The organism is Gemmatimonadaceae bacterium (assembly GCA_016720905.1).
Lineage (GTDB): Bacteria > Gemmatimonadota > Gemmatimonadetes > Gemmatimonadales > Gemmatimonadaceae > Gemmatimonas.
This window is the reverse complement of record JADKJT010000002.1, coordinates 67,458-87,680: the sequence shown is the minus strand read 5'-3', so window position 1 is coordinate 87,680 and position 20,223 is coordinate 67,458. Positions and strand designations below refer to the sequence as shown.

The window sequence follows — 20,223 nt, the reverse complement described above, 5'->3', positions numbered from 1 at the left end:
AATGGAAATCCTCGACCGCTCGGTCTATGTCGGGCCGAGCCACTACGCGCACTTCCCGGTCATCCGGCTGGTGCTCGATCTTGGCGCACTGGAGGCGTGGCCGACCCGCAGGCTTGGTGATGCGTTCATCGAGTCACTGTTGACGGCGCTGCCGGGATTGAAGGAGCACGGGTGTTCGTACGGCGTGGCGGGCGGTTTCGTGCGACGCATGACGGAAGACGAGGGCACCTGGCTGGGTCACGTGCTGGAGCACGTGGCCATCGAATTGCAGAACGTTTCTGGTGTCAAGGTCACATTCGGCAAGACGCGCGAAACGGACCAGCCGGGCGTGTATGATGTGGTATTCGAGTACGAGCAGGAGGATGTCGGACTCGAGGCGGCGGAGGTGGCGCTGGATCTGCTGCATCATCTGCTGCCGCCGGAACTGAGACCGCCCGGCGAAAATCCGACATTCGATCTGGCCGAGCGTCGCGATGCGTTCATTCGCTATGCGCAACGTCGGGCGTTGGGGCCGAGTACCGCAAGCATCGTGCACGCGGCGGAGTCACGGGATATCCCGTGGATTCGTCTCAACGAGCAGAGCCTCATACAACTGGGCTACGGCTGCAATCAACAACGCATTCAGGCCACCATCACCGGCCGAACCTCGCACATCGCGGTGGAACTGGCGTCGGACAAGGAAGAGACCAATCGCATTCTGGCCAATCTGGGCCTGCCGGTGCCCAAGCAGCGGCTGGTCCAGACGGCGGAACGCGCCGTGAGCGCGGCGCAGCGCATCGGCTATCCCGTGGTGACCAAGCCGTACAATGGGAACCATGGCCGAGGCGTGTCCGTCAACCTCGCGACACCCGACGAAGTGGTGGCTGGTTTCAAGCGCGCTCAGGAAATTTCGCGCAGCGTGATTGTGGAGAGCTTCATCACGGGTCACGATCACCGCATGCTGGTGGTGAACGGCGAACTGGTGGCGGTCAGCAAGCGTGAACCCGGCAAGGTGACGGGTGACGGCGTGCACACCATTGAAGAACTGATCGGCATCGTGAACCTCGATCCGCGACGCGGGATCGGCCACGAGAAGGTGCTCACGCAACTGGAACTCGATGAACAGGCCGTGGGCTTGCTGGCCAAGCAGGGGTACACCGGCAGCACCGTGCCATCGCCGGGCGAGGATGTCTATCTGCGGTTGACGGCCAATCTCTCCACGGGCGGCACCGCCGTGGACATGACGGATGTGGTGCATCCTGACAATGCGGAGATGGCCGTGCGGGCCATCCAGGCCATCGGCCTCGATGTGGGCGGGGTCGATTTCCTGTCGCCCGACATGACACAGTCGTATAAGGAAATCGGCGGAGCCATTTGTGAAGTGAACGCCGCACCCGGCTTTCGCATGCACATGGCGCCCAGTGAAGGGCGTCCGCGCGACGTGGCCGGCAAGGTCATGGACATGCTGTTCCCGCGCAACGCGCCCAGCACGATTCCGATTGCCGCGCTCACGGGCACGAACGGCAAGACCACCACCGCGCGGCTGCTGGCGCACATCCACAAGCTGGCGGGCAAGCGGGTCGGACTCACCACCACCGATGGTGTGTACATCGACGGCCAGCGCACGGTGGAAGGTGACATGACCGGTCCAACCTCGGCGCGCATCGTGCTGAGCGATCCGGCGGTGGAAGTGGCCGTGCTGGAAACGGCACGTGGGGGGCTGCTGCGCGCGGGCATGGCCATGCGGCAGGTGGACGTGGGGGCAGTGCTCAACATCCAGCCCGACCATCTGGGGCAGAAGGGCATCGAGACGTTGGCCCAATTGGCTGAGGTGAAGCGCACGGTCGTGGAGATTGCCACGGACACGGCGGTACTGAATGCCGACGACCCGCACACGTTGCGCATGGCGGCGTTCACGCAGGCCAAGTTCGTATGCTACGTGACCATGGATCCCGCGCACGCGCTGGTACGCGAGCACATTCGTGCCGGAGGCCGGGCCATCGCGCTGGAGGCCGGTGTGAACGGCGAGATGATCACGATATACGATCGGGGAGCCCACATTCCCTGTTGTGGACGCATCTCATTCCCGCCACGCTGGAAGGGCGCGCCACGTTCAATGTGCAGAACGCCATGTTCGCCGCCGCGATGGCGTTTTCCATGGGGGTGCGACTGGAGGACATCCGTCACGGACTCCGCACCTTCGACACCACGTTCTTCCAGGCACCGGGTCGCTTGAACGTGTACGACCAGCATCCGTTCAAGGTGCTGTTCGACTACGGACACAACGCGCACGCGGTCGAAGCCCTGTGTCAGCTGGTGAACCGCATGACGCCGACCGGGCGTCGACTGTGCGTGCTGTCGGCTCCGGGCGACCGTCGTGATGAGGACATCATGGCCATTGCCACGGCAGCCGCCAATGCGCGCTTCGACCACTATATCTGCCGACGGGATGACTCCCTGCGCGGTCGCGGCGACGACGAGATTCCGCGCATGCTCGTGCAGGGACTCAAGGCCGGTGGCATCGGTGATGAGCACATCGCGATGGTGGTGGATGAACAGCAGGCCATCGAGGCGGCGCTGTCGATGGCGCGTGCGGGCGACCTGCTGTTGATCTTCGCCGATGCGCTGGCGCGAGGTTGGAAGCAGATCATCAACTTCCATCCCGGCGAATCGGCGCGTGTGGCGCCGTCGCCCCGTGCGGCACGCGCGGTCCCGCGGCAGGCGGTACACGAGGAGTCGCCGGCGGACGATGCGGCGCCGGCCAAGTCGGCGAGTGCGCCGGTGGCACCATCCGAACGATGGAACGTGGCACCCGACGAGGTCGTATTGGTGCGCGATGAGCGCGGTGTCATACTGGCTCCGGAATCCGGTGACTGACCAGCCGGAGTATCTGGCGCCTTCGATTCTCGACTCGCGCCGGTTGTTCGGACCGAACTTCTTCAGTGAACGCGCCGGTGCCGTGCTCGACGTCACCTGTCAGCATGCTGCCGGTGCTCGCGCCGTGGAGGCCTGGCCGACGGAGGTCAGGCGCCTCGCCGCCGCTCTGGGCTGGACGGACACTGACTGCGCGACACGCGTGTCGAGTCAGAGTGCCAGTCTCTTTCTTACGGCACCACTCGACGGCTTGCTTACGGCCACGGATCTCTCGGAACACGCCTGGGTGGCGGCCGAAGCCGTGATCGCCGAACTCGATACGCCTGACGCAGTTCCCGTGCTTCGCGAGAAGTACACGCGCGAACGTCAGGCGTTGCCGCACGTGGTCGCCATTGCGCAACACGCGCACGAACGCGCGTTGTCATTCTCGCTCGATGACGACGGGTGTTCGGTGGGAAGTGGCGTTGGCGTGCGGGCGGTGGTGCATTCAGACACCGCGCTGGACGACTCCGCGGAATTTGACGACAGCTGGGACGCGGTGCGTGATGTCCCGGTGGCCCTGGTGACCGGCTCGAATGGCAAGACGACCACCACGCGACTGGTCGCGGCGATGTGGCGAGCGAACGGCCAGGTCACCGGCTGGTCCTGCAGCGACGGCGTGTGGGTCGGTGCGGATCAACTGGAGGCCGGCGACTATACCGGTCCTTCCGGCGCGCGCCGTGTGCTGTGCCATCCCCGAGTGGAGGCTGCCGTGTTGGAGACCGCGCGGGGCGGCATGTTGCGGCGTGGACTCGCATTGAACCTGGTGCACGGGGCGGTGATCACCAACATCTCGGCTGATCATTTCGGCGAGTATGGCGTGGAGACGCTGGCCGATCTCGCGGAGGTCAAGTCAATCGTCGCGCGCGCGCTTCGTGTCGAGGCCCCTTTGGTGCTCAATGCCGACGACCCCTCATTGGTGGTACTGGCGGCGCAGTTGGGCCGGGCGGTTGCCTGGTTCAGCGTGACGAATCACGCGCTTACGCACCACACGAGTCCGCACACGCACGCGGCCACGGTGCGCGATGGTGAGCTCTGGCTGCAGTGTCGCGGCACATGGCATACGCTGGGTGCGGTGCGGGGAATGCCCATCACGCTCGACGGCAACGCACGACACAACATCGCGAACGCGGCCGCGGCCGCCGTGCTGGCAAGCGTGGTGGGCGTGCCGGTTACCGCTATTCGTGACACCCTGGCGTCATTCGGTGCGACGGCGTCCGACAATCCGGGCCGGCTGATGATTCGCTCCATCGGCGGGATCACGGTGGTCATGGATTACGCCCATAATCCCGACGGCATGGCGTCGCTGTGCCGGACAGCCGCCACCATGCCCGCCAGTCGCCGGCTGCTGCTGCTGGGGCAGGCGGGCAACCGGGACAACGCGCAATTGCACGCGCTTGCCGCCGCCGCGTGGCAGACGCAGCGATTCGATCGCGTGATCATCAAGGAAATGACGGCCATGTTGCGCGGTCGCCAACCCGGCGAAGTGTCAGCCGTTCTCATGGCCGCCCTGATGGAGGCCGGGGCCGCGCCGGACGCGGTGGGGATGGCCGACAGCGAGCTGTCCGGGGTGCGCGATGCACTGGTCTGGTCGCGCGCTGGTGATGTGCTGGTGCTGGGCGTTCATGTTGAGCGCGCCCGCGTTCTCGCGCTAATGGACCAGTTGGCGGCCAGCGGATGGAACGCGGGCGACGGGCTGCCGACGACGTAGCGTCGTCGGCGACACGCGTCGTCGACCGTTACTTCACCGTGATCAGCTTCACCATCCCCTTTTCCGTGTGCATGCGCCCGTCGCGCGCGGGAATGAGGCAGGCCAGAATGTACCGACCCGGCTTCATGCGGACCGTGAGAAACGTCTCGGCTTTCGGGGCAATGGTGGGTGTCTGTCCCACGCCGATCATCCACGCCGGGATCATGCCCATGCCGTGATACTGATCCAGAAATTCCCGCAGCGTGTGCTTTTCTGGCAATTCGAAGATTGCCATCGCATGCAGGTCGCTGCCGCTATTCACCAGATTGAAGGCGACGATGCCTGCCGGCACGATGTCCTGAGTCTCGAAGGCGTAGTCGGCGCCGATCACCTTTACATAGGTGACCGATGGGGTCGCCGTTTGCGCGGGGCGATTGGCGGCCGGTTTGGCCGGCTGCTGACTGCTGAGCGGCACCGTCGGTGCGAAAAACGTGAACAGCGTCGCCGTGCACAGCGAGCGCGCGAACCATCGAGAGCGCATGAGAAAGACCTCCGCAAGCGGTTGACGCACATCGACCATCTGATGGAGACTGTCGCCCGCACCGGTGTCCGTCAAGCTGGCGGAGACAGACTGCACCGGGTGATTGGGCGAACGGGCGCATTGACGACGCACAGGTGCTGTAATGCCCAATCGGGAACGTCGGCCGCTTGCCGCCCACTACGGTCGACATAGCTTCAAGGAGATCTCCCTGTATCGCTCAACCCCTCTCGCGAGGCTCCCATGCCAGTAGCCGCCACCCGACTCGGAACGCCAGCCCGGTTTTTGGCTGTGACATTGTTGCTGGTCGGCACGATAGCCACTCTGGCCGCCGCACGGACGCCGTCGATTCCGCCCGTCGCCAGACCGGCCGCCGCCGGGCTCACGTTCACCTACACCGTGACATCGGCCTCGACCGACAAGCGCCGCAAGGAGTCGATGGATATCAACGCGCTGGTGCAATTGCAGGGCGGCAACGCGCGAATGGATTACACCAACGGCAAGGGCCCGATGGGTCAGAAAGGCGCCTACATCATCATCACGTCGTCGCCGGCGCAGTTTGCGATCGTCAATGACAAGGACAAGCAGGTGATGGTCATGGACGCCGGCCAGTTCGGCAGCGGCCTGGGGGCCATGATGAACAATCCCATGATGAAGATGAGCATCAACAACGCCAAGTTCTCGTTCAAGGACATGGGCGCGGGCGAGAACATCCTGGGGTACCGCACCCGGCACGTGCGGATGTACAACAGCAGCGACATCGAGGTGAAGATCATGGGAATGACCCAGCGCTCGTCGTCGTCGGATTCCAGCGATCAGTGGATCGCCCAGGGTATCGAGATCGACGAGGAGGCGCTGGCGGTGTGGGGCCGGTCGTTCACCAGCGGCATGAAGGCCACGAATCCCGAGATGGCCGCCGAGTTCGCGAAATACGAGAAGGAATACGGTCGCAAGGGGATGGCGCTCCGCAGCACGACCTGGTCGACCACCACCGACGGCAAGGGCAAGGTCACGACGGATATCATCACGATGGAGGTCACCGACCTCAAGAAAGGCAACGTCGATCCGGCCGTGTTCAAGATCCCCGAGGGCTATCAGGTCACCAACCTGAGCGAGACAATGAAAGCGGCGCAGTCCGCCATGGACAGCGCCAAGGGCGCCGATACGACGAAGGGCAAAGGGGCCAAACCGAGCGCCGGCGACGCCATCAAGGCCGGTCTGGGTGGCATGTTCAAGAAGAAGCCACCGCAATAAGGGGCGAAGCCGAACGGGGCCGGCATCACGCGCCGGAAGGTCCGGCCCGTCACAGTTGCCCCGTCCAGCGTTACACCACGGGAAGGTCGCGCGTCTTGGCAGTAGCCCAAGATCGCGACTTTTTCCGTTTGTCCCCATCCGTGTTGCCCATATCCCGCTCGTTCGCCCTGGCCGCCTCGATACTGGTGTGCCTGACGGCTACTCCGGCGCATTCACAGACGCTGCCGTCGAATCTGCCGACGCCGCAGCAGGCGGAGGCCATGCTGCGTGCGCGTCCGGAGCTGGCAGCGCAGCTGCGCCAGCGTCTGCAATCCAGCGGTCTCTCGCCGGTGCAGGTTCGCACGAGACTCCGCGCTGCAGGCTACCCCGAATCGCTGCTCGATCAGGTGATGGGCGCGGCCACGACCAGTGAGGCCTCGCGCGTGAGCGCCGACTCGCTCATCGGCGCCCTGCGCTCGCTGGGTGTGGTGGATTCAACCGATGCGACCGCGCTGCGGCGCATGGCGATCAGCAGTGCGGCGAACACCGAGCGCGCGGCCTCGCGCCCCCTCGCGGGCGACGACAGCGCCGCGGCTCGCGCGGTCGCGCGCCGAGGCGCCGGTGAGACGGACTACAACCACGATGGGAGCACGCTCTTCGGGCTCGATCTGTTCTTGTAGTTTATGACGTTGTTTGACGCCAATGCCGGCGGGCCGGTTGATGCCTCGTATCGGTTGGGCCCGGGGGATCAACTGGTGCTGATCCTGACCGGCGATGTCGAGGAAGCCTACACCCTCGACGTGACGCGCGAGGGCTTTGTCGTCGTGCCCGTGGTGGGGCAGATCCCGGTGTCGTCGTTGACGCTTGGTGAACTGGAGAGTGTCCTCCGCAAACGGCTGGGCCGCGTATACTCGGGAATCGGGATCACGACTCGCTTCTCGTTGAGCGTCGCGCGCCTGCGATCCAATCAGGTGTTTGTGGTCGGTGATGTGACACAACCCGGCAGCTACCGCATTTCCAGCGCGGGGACGGCCCTGACGGCGCTGTACTCGGCCGGCGGACCCACCGATCGCGGGTCCTTGCGCACCATTGAAATCCGTCGGCGCGGCGCGCCGGCACAGAAGTTCGACATCTACAACTACCTCATTCGCGGCGATGCGTCGGGTGATGTGCGACTGGAGAACGGCGACGTGCTGTTCGTGCCGCCGCACGGCGCGCGCGTGCGGATTCACGGCGGCGTCCTGCGGCCGGCCACGTACGAATTGCGCGCGGGCGAGACGCTGGACGATCTGGTCACCTCTGCCGGCGGTTTCACCGACGACGCATCCCGCCGCAACGTCCGCATCGAGCGCATTGTGCCGCCGGCGCAGCGAACCGCGGAAGGCAGCGATCGCATCGTCCTCGACGTTGCCGTCCCCGACAAAAGTGACGCGCGCACCCTGAGCGCCGTGCGTCTGGAGAGTGGCGACGTCGTGGACGTGCCGCGCGTGGCCACTCGCGTGCGCCGTCGCATCACGGTCAAGGGAAACGTATGGCAGCCGGGCACCCAGGGGATCACGGTGAACGAAACGCTGACCGACGCGCTGACGCGCGCGGGTGGACTCAAGCCCGATACCTATCTGGGTCGGGTGATCGTGTCGCGGTTGCGATCCGATTCCACCCGTGAGCAGGTGCGGGCCACGTTGCGTGATCTCTCCGGGGCCACGCTCGATCCGCTGGTCCTGCGCGAAGACGATGAGGTGACGGTCTACTCCCTCACCGAGTTTCGCGCGCCACGGTACGTGGCAGTCAGTGGCGCCGTGGTGCGGGCGGGGCAGTACGCGTTCCATGAGGGGATGACCCTGCGCGACCTGGTGTTGCAGGCGGGTGGACTGCATCCCAGCGCCGCACTGCGCGACGTCGAAATCGCGCGGTTGCCAGATACCCGTGAGGAAGGCGTCATCGCCACCACATTCCGCGCGCCGCTGGACTCCTCATTTCTGGTGAACGGCACGTCGATGTCCGCGAATGCCACCGAAGTGGTGCTGCAGCCCTACGATAACGTGCTGGTGTTCCGACAACCCGACTGGCAGTTACAGCAAACCGTGGTATTGACCGGTGAGGTGCACTACCCCGGAGTGTATTCGTTGCGTTCGAAAACCGAACGATTGGCGGATGTGATCGCCCGCGCCGGCGGACTGACCACATCGGCGTACTCCGGTGGTATTTCTTTCGCGCGCACCGACGGGGGACTGGGTCGCGTCGGTATCGACCTGCCGAGTGTCCTGAAAAATCCGAAGGACCGCGACAATCTGTTGCTGCTGGCCGGTGATTCCATCCACGTGCCGCGGTTCAATGCCCTGGTGACGATCGCCGGATCCGTGAATTCGCCGCTGGCCGTGCCGTATGAGCCGGGGAAGTCACTTGGTCACTACATCCGCGCGGCCGGCGGTGCGGCGTCCGATGGAGACGTTGATCGCGTGTGGGTGCAGCAGGCCAACGGCAAGGTGGAGAGTCGCCATTCATCGTTCTGGTTCTTCACAAGCTCGCCGGAACCCCGGCCCGGCAGCAAGGTCTTCGTGCCGGCCAAGGATCCCAACGCCAAAAAGGACTGGGCGCAGCTGCTGGGAACGACTGCGCAGGTGCTGGGCAGTATTGTCACGATTGCCGTGGTGTTGAGCCGAACGAACTGACGGCGTCTCCTGCCGGGCGCGAGCGTCACGCATGGCGGGAGACATTGTGTCGGGTCGTCAAGCCGAGTGGTGGCCGAGCCGATACTGAGAACCGGGACGCAGACGCGACGACGCGTGCTGGTCCAATGTCGTATTTGCAGACCAGTCAAATGTTGACCCCTGAGAGTTCCGCAGTCGTCCGTCGCCATGACTGGTTGACGAATCGGCAGCTCGTCATTCTCGATGCCACGCTGCTCCTCTTTGCTTGGGGACTGGCGTGGACGTTGCGCTTTGAAGGACTGAGCTGGCTCACCACGTGGCGTGAGGCGGCCACGAACCACGCGTTGGTGTCCATCGCGCTCTGGCTGGGTGTGAGTGCGGCGTTCGGCCTGTACCGCCGCGTATGGGCCACCGCGTCGGTCGAGGAACTCGAAGCCCTGCTGGTTACGCTCTTCGTGGCCGCGGCTGCGAACGTGGCGGTGGGGGTGTTCCTGCTCCCGCTCACCGGACTGGCGCACTCGCGGCTCCCGCTATCCGTGATTTCGTCGCAGACGATGTGGAGCATGGCGGTCCTCGCGTTGCCGCGCGTGTGCGCACGCCTTGTGCGCTGGCATTCGGCACGCACCAGGCCGCGTACGCAGGGGAAGCGCGTACTGATCCTTGGCGCCGGGAATGCCGGACGATCGACCGCCCGCGAGATGATCGAACAGCCGCACCTGGGATTTCAGCCCATTGGCTTTCTGGATGACGCGCCGGCCTTGCGTGACCACCGCGTGGCGGGGCTCCCGGTGTTCGGTCCCCTGTCAACCCTCGCCGAGCGGCTCCAGCGCGATGATGTGCGCCACGTGATTCTCGCGATCGAGGATGCCACAGGCCCGATGGTGCGTGAGATTGTGCGCGTCTGCACGGATGCGGGCGCGGAAGCGCGAACGATGCCGGGACTCGCCGAAGTGCTCTCCGGTCGGGTCGGCGTGAATCAGCTGAGGCCAGTCGAGATTCAGGACTTGCTGCGACGCGCTCCGGTGCAGACCGACCTGCAGGCCGTTCGTCGCATCACCGAAGGACAGACGGTGCTCATCACCGGTGCGGGAGGGTCCATTGGCGGCGAACTGTGTCGGCAGATTGCGCGACAGGCGCCGGCGCGATTGGTCCTCGTGGGTCACGGCGAGAATTCCATCTACGAGATTCACCACGAGCTGGCCACGCATTTCCCGGGCGTGCCGTTGGCCACGGTGATTGCCGACGTGCGCGATGACGCCCGCATCGACAGCGTGATGGCCCGCTTCACCCCGCACGTGGTGTTCCACGCGGCCGCACACAAGCACGTGCCGTTGATGGAGGAGAATCTCGTGGAGGCCATCACCAACAACGTGAAGGGCACACGGGTCATGGTCGAAGCGGCAGCGCGTCACGGCGTGCCACACTTTGTGCTGATCTCCAGTGACAAGGCGGTGAACCCGACCAGCATCATGGGGGCCACCAAGCGTATCGCCGAACTCATTGTGCAGCGCACGGCGCAGAGTGCGGGGCGCAACTACGTGTGCGTGCGGTTCGGCAATGTGCTGGGGAGCCGCGGAAGCGTCGTGCCGATGTTCCTGCGCCAGATTCGCGCCGGCGGTCCCGTGATGATCACGCATCCGGAGATGACGCGATACTTCATGACGATCCCCGAGGCGGTGCAACTGGTGTTGCAGGCGGCCGTGCTGGGGAACGGCGGCGAAGTGCTGGTGCTGGAGATGGGTGAACCGGTGAAGATCGTGGACCTGGCCAGCGATCTCATTCGCCTGTCAGGGTTGCGACTGGGCACCGACATCGAGATCAAGTTCTCGGGCATTCGCCCGGGTGAGAAGTTGTTTGAGGAGCTTGCCCTGGACGACGAGCACATGAAGCCGACCGCGCACGAGAAAGTGCTGTGCGCCCTGTTGGGCACGCCTGGCGCGGGGCTGCTGCACGGCGTCGATGCGTTGGTCTCGGCCGCGCAGAAGCGCGAGTCGGACGAGCAGTTGCGGCGACGCATTGCCGAGTTGGTGCCGGAGTATGTGGCCCTGGGGACCACACACGTGGTGAAGCGGGAGCTCACGCTGGTGGCGTGAGCGGGTCCGTTCAGCGTGGATCGAAGCGTCGACGGTGAATGACCAACACACCGCAGTTGGAGCCCAGTTTCGAATACCGCGACGGTGTTTGCGCCGCGCCCGCGTACCATTCGACGCCCTCGATCTGGTCGGGGGCGATGCTGTTGACGTCGAACGGTTCGGTGGGTTGTCCCGCATTCATCAGCCGATTGTCCAACCAGACTTGCGCGTAGCAGCCGGCCACGATGCCGAGCATCCGTTCCGTCGCGTCGGGCGAATAAATCGAGCCGGAGCCCTGGCCAGAGGCCGCGCTCAGCGGGACGACAAATCGTTTGGACAGAATCCAGGCGCCACTGGTGCGTCCACGCGCGACGCCGGTGCCGGGCACCATCGACAGCAGATCCCCCATCTTTTGATTCCGGTGCTTGTCCAGTTCTTCGCGCGTGATGAAGTGCCCGAGACCGAGTTTTCGGTTTTCTTCGAACTCGAGGAGGGCGCGATCGGCTCGCGTGGCCAGCACCTCAACGGAATCGAGCACGGTGAGTGGTCGAAGGACGAGGCGCCGCTCTTCCTCATCGTTCGCCGCAAAGGTGACCTGAGCCGTCATCGCCCCATATCCCACGCGGCGAGCGAAAATCTCGTGCGTGCCCGCCGGCACGTCATTCAGGCGGAATTCACCGCGGGCGTTGCTGCGCGTCGACAGCGACAGCGCCGGAATGGACACCTCCGCATCCGCCAGTGGGCGCTGCGATGAGTCGGCGACCACGACGCCGGAGAAGGTGGCCACCGCTGGGCGACCGCGATCGACCGGCAACGACGTCGAGGCGAAGCGTTCATCAGGTGTGAGTCGCACGGTCACAGTCTGCGACCGCCCGCGGGCCGGCATGGCGCGCACCGTCAGCACCGTCTCGGTGGGCACACCGCATATCCGAAACGCACCCGATCCATCGGACTGCGTTTCCATTCGCTTCGCCTGACGCTGCAACGCACCGCCGCGGGTATCGATCTCAGTCCAGTCGGCCACGACCCGTATGCCGCCCAGCATGGTGGTATCGCCGGCGTCGCGCAGCGTGCCCAGCACCGCGCCTTTCCCACGCCCGGCTGCCCCGGAGAGTGTGGTGCCACACAACGACGCGGCCAACTGCGTGGCCGTCGGCACCTTGAGGCGCACGGCGGTCATCCCCTCTGCGACCAGGATGGTGGACTGGCTGGACGCGCGAATGGAGTCCAACGAGGGGGTGCGCACCGCCAGGGCATATTCACCGGGCAGCACATCGTTCAGTACGAAACGGCCGGCCGCGTCCGTGAGCGCCTGCGTGGCGGTGCCAACCAACGCCACCGAGGCGCGCGCCTGCGGATTGCCCGACGTGGAGTCCAGCACCACGCCACTCACGGACAGCGTGGCGCGCCGGAACAAAGTGTCCGCGTTGCGGCGCAGTACCACCAGTTGGCCGCCGGTCGCGCCAATGTCGGCGACGCGCACCTTGACCGAACGGGGAGACTCCTTGACCAGGCGCGGCATACGGATCTCCCACGACGAGATCACGATCGCGCCGGTGGTCAATCGTTCAAACGCCATCGCGCCGCCCGCCGGAAAATCCTTGAGTGCGCCGGGCAGCGTGGTAAACGTGAAATCCAACCGGCGCAAATCGGCGCTGGTACGATCCAGCCACAAGGTGCCGCGAATTTCAGAGCGACGGAATCGCTCGGGCGTGGGCTCAAAGGCGACGCCGATTTCCGTCGAGTCCCGGGCCTTCACCAATCGCAGGCAATGGTCTTCCAGGAAGTGCGGCGACACCAGCACATCGAGTCCTGGTGCGCTATACGTCGTCCAGTCGTCGGCATCGGTGGTCATGTAGCCACGACGACGCAGCGTATCGGCGGGCAGCGACTTCCATGGTTGCGTGACAAAGTCCGTGCGCACGGTGGCCGACTGCGCGCGGATCTTTCGGCCGTCAGGCTCCAGCGTGCGGTCAATCTGCATGACCGTGGCGGTGAGTCCGCGCGCCGCCGACGTGAGGTTCGTGGCCGCGATGGAGGTCATCGCCTGATCCCACGCCGCAAAGGTCGCATCGGCGTCAGTAGACGCCTGACGGCCGCAGGCGCTCTGGGAGACAATGCGTACCGCGTCCAGCGTGACGCGTACGCCTTCCAGCACCAGCCGTTCGACCGAGACTGTACCCTCGCGCAGAACCAGCGTCGACGACACGGTGGGCTGGAAGCCGATGCGCAGCGTGCGCAACCTATAGCTGCCCGCACGCGGGGCCACCACGCGATACTCGCCGCGATCATCGGTGAGCGCCCGCGCGACCACGGTCTGCGTAGAATCGACGAGCGCCACCACGGCGCCGGACACGACGCGCGCCGTCGCGTCCACCACGGTTCCCCGCACGACTTGCCCCTGCGCCGCGCGCGGCAACAGCGCAACCAGCACTCCCACCATCGCCCCGCGCTTCCAGCCGTTGCCACTCACCATCACACGAGGACTCCAGGAACGCAGTACTTGGTACTGAGTACTTAGTACCCAGTACTTAGTACTTGGTACTTGGTACTTGGTACTTGGTACTTGGTACTTAGTACTTAGTACTTAGTACTTCGCCAACTCCACGTACGCCGTCCGGAACGTCTCCACCTGCGGCAATGTCGCATCTTCCAACTGCGGCGCGTACCCGACAAACACATCGGCGCTGGCCACGCGCTTGACCGGCGCGTCCAGCCACGCAAAGCAGTCATCGGCGATGCGCGCGGCAATCTCCGCTCCGTAGCCCCACGACAGGCTGTCCTCATAGGCCACGATCACGCGTCCGGTCTTCTTGACACTCGCGTACACCGCCTCCTGATCCCACGGCGAGAGCGTGCGCAAGTCAATCACCTCGACGTTTGGCCCGCCTTCCTCGGCAATCTGATTGGCCGCCACCAGCGCACGCTGCACCGTCGCGCCATAGGTCACGACGGTCAGGTCCGTACCCTCACGCACGGTGCGGGCCTTGCCGAACGGAATCATGAAGTTCTGGCCCGGATACCGCGCCTTGTTGTACGTCTGCCGATACAGGTGCTTGTGCTCGAGGAATATCACCGGATCGTCGCAACGGATGGCGGTGCGCAGCAGGCCGTTGGCGTCGAGCGCGTTGCTGGGGCACACCACGCGGAGGCCCGGGCAGTGCGTGAACAACGAGGCCCCGGTCTGTGAGTGATACGGGCCGCCACGGATGTAGCCGCCATACGTCGTGCGAATGACCACCGGCGCGTTGAACGCGTTGTGCGAGCGCCACCGCATCGTGGCCAACTCGTCGCGGATCTGCATGTACGCCGGCCAGATGTAATCGAAGAACTGGATTTCGACCACCGGTCGGAACCCACGGTGGGCGAGACCGATGGCGCGCCCGATGATGTTCGCTTCGGCCAGCGGCGAGTTGTACACGCGTGTGCTGCCAAACCTGGATTGCAGGCCATGAGTGGCCTTGAACACCCCACCCTTGCCCTTCACCTTGCCCAGATGCTCGTCGCGCGACACGTCCGCCACGTCTTCGCCGAACACCAGAATGCGGTCATCGCGCGTCATCTCATCGCGCAGACAGGCGTTGACCAGATCCACCATCGTGGTGGGTTCGCCGACGAATTGCGGGTCGTCTTCGGTGTCGAACTGTTCGGACGTCGGGTCGACATCCGGTGAATACACGCCGAACAGTACGGTGCTGGGGTCAGGCTGTGGCTGCGACAGCGCATCGTCGGTCGCGGCCAGCAGGGCCGCATCGACTTCTGTGCGCAGTGCCTCCAACTCGGCGTCGGTCGCCAGGCCCTCACCCACCAGCCACGTGGGAAACGTCGTCAACGGATCGCGGGCCGCGTCGGCATCGCGCTCCGCCTGCGGACGATAGAAGACTTCGTCGTCCGAGAGCGAATGCGAATACGGACGAATGACCTTGGCGTGGACGAGCGCCGGCCCCTTGCGTTCGCGTGCATAAGTGACGGCGCGCTGCATCGTGGCCAGTGATGCGTGCAGATCGCACCCGTCCACCTCTTCGATGTACAGTCCAGGGAATGATGCGACAAGCTTGGAGATCGAACCGCCCGCCGTGTTCACTTCAACCGGAACGGAAATCGCATACCCGTTGTCTTCGACGAGATAGACAATGGGCAGCTTGAGGTTGCAGGCTGAATTGAGCGATTCCCAGAATTCGCCTTCGCTGGTCGTGCCGTCGCCGGTGGTGACGAGCACCACCTCGTCGTCGGCAAACCCCTCGGTGATGCCGAGGATCCTGGCGCGCACGATGCCCTCAGCGGCGCCCACGGCCTGCAGGAACTGCGTCCCCGTCGGCGATGAGGCCGTCGCCACGTTCAGCGCCTTGTGTCCCCAATGGCTGGGCATTTGCCGTCCGCCCGAGTTGGGGTCGATGGCCGCACCGACCGCGCTGTACAGCATCTCGTTCGCCGTCATCCCCAGCATCAGCATGAGGGCGCGATCGCGATAGTAGCAGTAGAACCAGTCGTGGCTCGGCCGCAGGACCATGCCGGCCGCCGTCAGAATCGCCTCATGTCCGGCGCCTGAGATCTGGAAGAAGATCTTGTTCTGGCGCTTGAGCTGGATCTCCTTGTCGTCGATCCGCCGCGACAGATACATCGTGCGGTAGGCGTGCAGCAGCTGCTCACGCGAAAGCGGCGGGGCGCTGTCGGGATCGGAGGCCTGGCCTTTGGGGGCGCGAGTCGGGCGGGTCGAAGTAGCCATCGTGTGTCGATCTCGGGGAAACAGTGTCCAGCCGGAAAAATAGCGCGCCGGCACCGGCCGTGGGGTGTTCTTGCCACTTGCCCGGATGGGGCGCACCTTGGAGCCATGTCCCAACTTCATTCGTCCGCCGACCAAACCAGCGGCCACTGCATCTTCTGTGACCTCATCCGCGGCGCGGCCGAAGTCTCAATGGTCTACGAGGACGCCCAGTCCATTGCGTTTCTCGAAGTGCAACCGGTCAACGCCGGCCATGTCCTCGTTGTGCCGAGGGCCCACTACGAGCGGGTGCAGGACATCCCGCGACGGGTCGCCGCCCACCTGTTCGACGTCGCCACCAAACTCATACCGGTCATCCTCACGGCCGCGGATGCGAACGACCTGAACATCGTCGTCAGCTCCGGGGCCAATGCCGGCCAGCATGTGATGCACTATCACATCCACCTGATCCCACGCCGCGAGGACGACGGTTTCGAGATTCCGCTCCCGTTTGCGGGCTCGGAGATGCCCAATCGCGAGCAGATGGAGGCGATGGCGGCGCGGATCGGGAGTCTGTTGCGCGATCCGCTGCGTAACAGTGGGATGAAGGAGTAGTTCCGGCCGATACTGGCTCTTGACGAGCCAGTGATCACAAACGTATCCTCGCGATGTCGCTCGCCGTCTATTCCGAAAGACGTCGAACGGACCGTTTGCTCGGCTTCTGCGTTCTGCTGCGCCACTCCACCCGGCCCCACCAGGAGGATGATGCGCTCCACTCGCGGTACCCCCCGTCGTCGCTGCGTGCCTCCCACGCCAGCGCGTGCTCGGCGCCTCATTCGCCGATGCCACCCAATCCCCGCCGCTCGAATCCGGGGAGTCCGACCACCGGCGCTCGACGCCGGCCCCTGCGACATCGCCATTCGCCCCGACGTGAGGATACTCGCCTCCGTCGGGGTGATGTTTTTTGGTATGGCGTGCGACGCGGGTCGGCGCTGATGGCCCGCCGAAATCTCCGACTCGCCAAGGGAAGTGCCGCACGCGGGGCCCGACCATCCAAACGCTCGTCGGTTCGGGCTCGAGGATCACGGGCAACCGCCCGCGCCAACACCGCATTCCCCCGAGACCGCTTCGGCCGAGTGGCGGCCAGCGCCGCGGCCAGCGCTACCGCCCATGCCGCCATGAAGCGCGCCATGCGCCGCGTCGCACTACGCGATTGTGGTCAACGGTGCGTGTACTGCGCCATGTCCCTCGACCAGCGCACCGCGACGCTCGATCACGTGGTCCCGTTGGCCCGCGGCGGCGCGCATGATCCCGGCAACCTCGTGGTCGCCTGCGCGCCGTGCAATCGCTTGAAGAGCGACCTGCAACCCTACGAATTCTTTGCGCGCCATGCGTGGGCGGGCGCCAATTTCATGCGATACGCGCGGTCGGTCCACCGGGCGCTCAAACGTGATGCCCGAAGGGCGGTCAGTCTGGCGTTTGCGGGGGAGGAGGACATCGCGGCGTAGTGTCCGGCCCAGTCGGTGGACTTCCCGTGAGGCGCCGGACACTGTTCATCATGGTCAGTTTCGTGGTTCTCCGGTCGTCCCGTCCGTGGCGACATGTGGTCGCGTGGGTCCTGCTCGCGCTGGCGATGCCCATGCGGGACATGGTCGCGCAGGCATCAGCCGGGCGCCCGAGCGCGCCCTCCGACTCGATTGTGCGCCTGGCGGTCGATCCCGCCCGCAACCGTGGGCGGCCCTATGTGCTGCTCCTCGATGAGAGCGACAATCGCATCGAAGCCGACGGCCGATCCGTCAAGCGGTCACGGCAGGTCTTTCAGATTCTCGACGAAGGGGTCGTGCGCGGCATGTCCGAGCGGGCCTTCGGATACGCCAAGTCGCACCAGACGCTGACCATCGATTGGATTCGCGTCCTCAGGACGACCGGCGAAGTCCTCAGCGACCGACCGGCGCAGGAGCAGGAGTCGGACGTCACCGCGCAACTGGCGAATCCGATCTACCAGGAACAGAAAATCCGGCGCGTGTCGCTCTCCGGAGTGGCGGTTGGCACCATTCTCGATGTGCAGTTCACCCTCGAAGAGAAGTCGCCGTATCGCCCGGGGGATTTCCTGCTGGGATGGAACGTGAACAACCAGGTGCCGATTGCACGCTCGGTGTTCACGGTCGACGTCCCCGACGGATACTTGCCTCGCATCATCGAACGCAATCTGCCGTTCCGGCGGTCGGAGGAAGTACGCGGCGGCCGCCGCGTCTTCACCTGGGCGGACAGCAACGTCCAGCCATTCCGCGGCGAAGCGTTTGCCGCCGACTCGAATGATGTGGTGATGTCGATTGCCGTCACGGCGCCCGGATCATGGAACGACATTGCCACGTGGTACGAAAGTCTGGCGCGCGATCGGTATCTCCTGCCACCGATGGTGACGGCGCGCATCGATTCGGTGGTGAAGGCCAGTGGTGCGACGACCCGACTGGATACCGTTCGCGCCGTGCACCGTTGGGTCGCGCAGGATATCCGCTACGTGTCGGTGTCGCTCGGCATCGGGGGATATCAGCCACGCCTACCGGCCGACGTGCTGTCGTCCGGGTTCGGGGACTGCAAGGACAAATCCACGTTGTTTGTGGCAGCGTTGCGTCGCTACCGCATAGCGGCCAACACGGTGCTGCTGTCGCTGGGTGGCAAACCGGATCCGGCGCTGCCGTCGATCTATCAATTCAATCATGCCATCGCGGCGGTACAGGAGGGCGCCGGCTGGACGTTTACCGACCTCACCGCCGAGTTCATTCCCTACGGAATGATCCCCGACGTGTATCAGGGACAGCTGGGCATTGTCGTGCTTCCCGACGGGCGCGCCCAGGAGATCCGCTTGCCCCTGTCGGCCACCGAATCCAACGGTTCGACGATGCGCATCCGACTGTCGATCGATACATCGGGACATGTCGAAGCACGCGTGAATGAGGAAACGCGCGGGAGTGCATCGTTCGGAATGCGCTCGGCGTTTGCCGTGCCGCTGGACTCGACACGTCGCGAGAATCTCGAAAAGGCGCTCGCCCAGCGCCTGTTCGCGTCCGATGCGACCGCGGAAGCGTTGGTGGCGTTCGACAGCCGGAATCTCGCGTCGCCGACCGCACTCTCGTACGTGGTGAAAGCGGACAACGTGCTCAAGACCGCCGGCGACTCTCGATTGTTTTCCATGAACACCGGTTTCCGCAGCCCGGCGCGCGGATACAAGAGCATGGCAAAGGAACTGGAAAGCCGGACGTCGCGGGAATTCCCCATTGATGCAGCGCAGATTCTCGGGCAGGTGGAGACGCTTACCGATTTGCGCATCACACTGCCCGTCGGCTGGAAAGCCGAGTTGCCCAAAAACATCGTTTCGACCAGCTTCTTCGGACGATATGAATCCACGTGGACGCAGGAAGGGCGTGAGGTGCACTTGATACGTCGTATTCAAGGTCAGCGCGGCGTGTTTCCTCCACAACGGATCAGCGAGGTCATCGTCTGGCTCAAGACCGTCGGAGCGGACGACTACGAATTCCTTTCACTGCGCCCTGCGCCGGTACCCTGAATGCGTTGGATTCCCGGAGGACGGAGCCGGAACCTCGAAGACCAACGCGGAGCGGGCCCCGCAGGCGGATTTGGCGGAGGCGGTGGCGGTCGGCGAATGGGACTGGGCGGCCTGGTGGTGCTGATCGTGCTGAGCGTGATCTTCAAGAAGGACCTGGTCAGCGACTTCGGGGGTTTGTCCGGTGGCGACCCCAGCGCGACGCTTCCCAGTGCTCGCGGCGACGCATCGTTGCAGGACTCGACGGAAGAGGGCATGGTGCTGTTCATGTCGAGCATCCTCGACAGCGCCCAGACAGGATGGAGTCGGAAGTTGCCGGGGTACCGCGATGCGAAGCTGTCCTTGTTCCGCGACGCCGTCCAATCGGCGTGCGGATTTGCGGAAGCTGCCTCCGGTCCGTTCTACTGTCCGGCCGACCAGAAGGTGTATCTCGATCTCGCGTTCTTCGATCAGTTGGACCGGCAGTTCGGCGCTCCTGGTGACTTCGCACAAGCCTATGTACTGGCTCACGAAATTGGCCACCACGTCCAGAACCTGATGGGTACCGAGCGCGAACTGCGAGACGCGCAGCAACGGAATCCGCAGCTGAAGAACCGACTGTCCGTGGCTATGGAGCTGCAAGCGGATTGCTACGCCGGCGTGTGGGCCTATCAAGCGGCGAAAAATGGCCAGTTGGAGCGCGGTGATCTGGAGGAGGGACTGTCGGCGGCGGCCGCGGTCGGCGACGATCGGCTGCAGCGCATGGGCAGCGGGCGGGTGAATGCCGAGACATTCACGCATGGTTCCTCGGCAGACCGGACGCGGTGGTTCAAGCGGGGCTTCGACAGCGGCGACCCGAATCAATGCGATACGTTCGCGTCGGTGCGGTGACGGAGTTCAC

The 20,223-nt window shown here is 64.8% G+C and carries 12 protein-coding genes and 1 pseudogene; 10 read left to right on the top strand and 3 right to left on the bottom strand.

What is annotated here, in order from left to right; genetic code table 11:
- Nucleotide 1: 1 nt before the first annotated feature.
- A pseudogene (gene cphA, locus IPP90_02640) lies at nt 2-2,856 on the top strand (cyanophycin synthetase).
- Nucleotides 2,816-4,603 (top strand): Mur ligase, encoded by a 1,788-nt coding sequence (locus tag IPP90_02635; GenBank protein ID MBL0169614.1) that lies wholly within the window; start codon nt 2,816-2,818, stop codon nt 4,601-4,603. Before cphA ends, IPP90_02635 begins: the two are co-directional and overlap by 41 nt.
- A gap of 28 nt (nt 4,604-4,631) precedes the next feature.
- Here the strand turns inward: IPP90_02635 and IPP90_02630 are convergent, their stop codons facing one another.
- Nucleotides 4,632-5,123 carry a hypothetical protein gene (locus tag IPP90_02630; protein MBL0169613.1) on the bottom strand — a complete coding sequence of 164 codons (492 nt, stop codon included), beginning with the start codon at nt 5,121-5,123 and terminating at the stop codon, nt 4,632-4,634.
- Nucleotides 5,124-5,363: 240 nt separating this feature from the next.
- Here IPP90_02630 and IPP90_02625 point away from each other — a divergent pair, with 240 nt between their 5' ends.
- The 4 genes from IPP90_02625 (at nt 5,364) to IPP90_02610 (ending at nt 11,097) form a co-directional block, all read left to right on the top strand.
- The gene (locus IPP90_02625; protein MBL0169612.1) at nt 5,364-6,374 is read left to right on the top strand and encodes a DUF4412 domain-containing protein; all 1,011 of its coding nucleotides are present in this window, start codon (nt 5,364-5,366) and stop codon (nt 6,372-6,374) included.
- A gap of 140 nt (nt 6,375-6,514) precedes the next feature.
- Complete coding sequence (locus IPP90_02620; GenBank protein ID MBL0169611.1) at nt 6,515-7,033, top strand: hypothetical protein; 519 nt, start codon at nt 6,515-6,517, stop codon at nt 7,031-7,033.
- Between the two features lie 3 nt (nt 7,034-7,036).
- The gene (locus IPP90_02615) at nt 7,037-9,025 is read left to right on the top strand and encodes an SLBB domain-containing protein (GenBank protein MBL0169610.1); all 1,989 of its coding nucleotides are present in this window, start codon (nt 7,037-7,039) and stop codon (nt 9,023-9,025) included.
- Nucleotides 9,026-9,174: 149 nt separating this feature from the next.
- Nucleotides 9,175-11,097: a polysaccharide biosynthesis protein gene (locus IPP90_02610; protein ID MBL0169609.1), complete on the top strand. Its 1,923-nt coding sequence runs from the start codon at nt 9,175-9,177 to the stop codon at nt 11,095-11,097.
- Between the two features lie 10 nt (nt 11,098-11,107).
- Here the strand turns inward: IPP90_02610 and IPP90_02605 are convergent, their stop codons facing one another.
- On the bottom strand, nt 11,108-13,552 hold the full coding sequence (locus IPP90_02605) for a carboxypeptidase regulatory-like domain-containing protein (protein MBL0169608.1): 2,445 nt from the start codon (nt 13,550-13,552) through the stop codon (nt 11,108-11,110).
- A 111-nt stretch (nt 13,553-13,663) separates the two neighbouring features.
- The gene (locus tag IPP90_02600) at nt 13,664-15,802 is read right to left on the bottom strand and encodes a dehydrogenase E1 component subunit alpha/beta (protein MBL0169607.1); all 2,139 of its coding nucleotides are present in this window, start codon (nt 15,800-15,802) and stop codon (nt 13,664-13,666) included.
- Between the two features lie 105 nt (nt 15,803-15,907).
- On the opposite strand from IPP90_02600, the gene IPP90_02595 reads away from it, so the two are divergent.
- The 4 genes from IPP90_02595 (at nt 15,908) to IPP90_02580 (ending at nt 20,213) form a co-directional block, all read left to right on the top strand.
- On the top strand, nt 15,908-16,393 hold the full coding sequence (locus IPP90_02595; protein ID MBL0169606.1) for an HIT family protein: 486 nt from the start codon (nt 15,908-15,910) through the stop codon (nt 16,391-16,393).
- A 380-nt stretch (nt 16,394-16,773) separates the two neighbouring features.
- Complete coding sequence (locus IPP90_02590) at nt 16,774-17,286, top strand: HNH endonuclease (protein MBL0169605.1); 513 nt, start codon at nt 16,774-16,776, stop codon at nt 17,284-17,286.
- A gap of 26 nt (nt 17,287-17,312) precedes the next feature.
- Nucleotides 17,313-19,346 carry a DUF3857 domain-containing transglutaminase family protein gene (locus IPP90_02585; protein MBL0169604.1) on the top strand — a complete coding sequence of 678 codons (2,034 nt, stop codon included), beginning with the start codon at nt 17,313-17,315 and terminating at the stop codon, nt 19,344-19,346.
- Nucleotides 19,347-20,213, top strand: a complete 867-nt coding sequence (locus IPP90_02580; GenBank protein MBL0169603.1) for a zinc metallopeptidase — start codon at nt 19,347-19,349, stop codon at nt 20,211-20,213.
- Nucleotides 20,214-20,223: the final 10 nt, after the last annotated feature.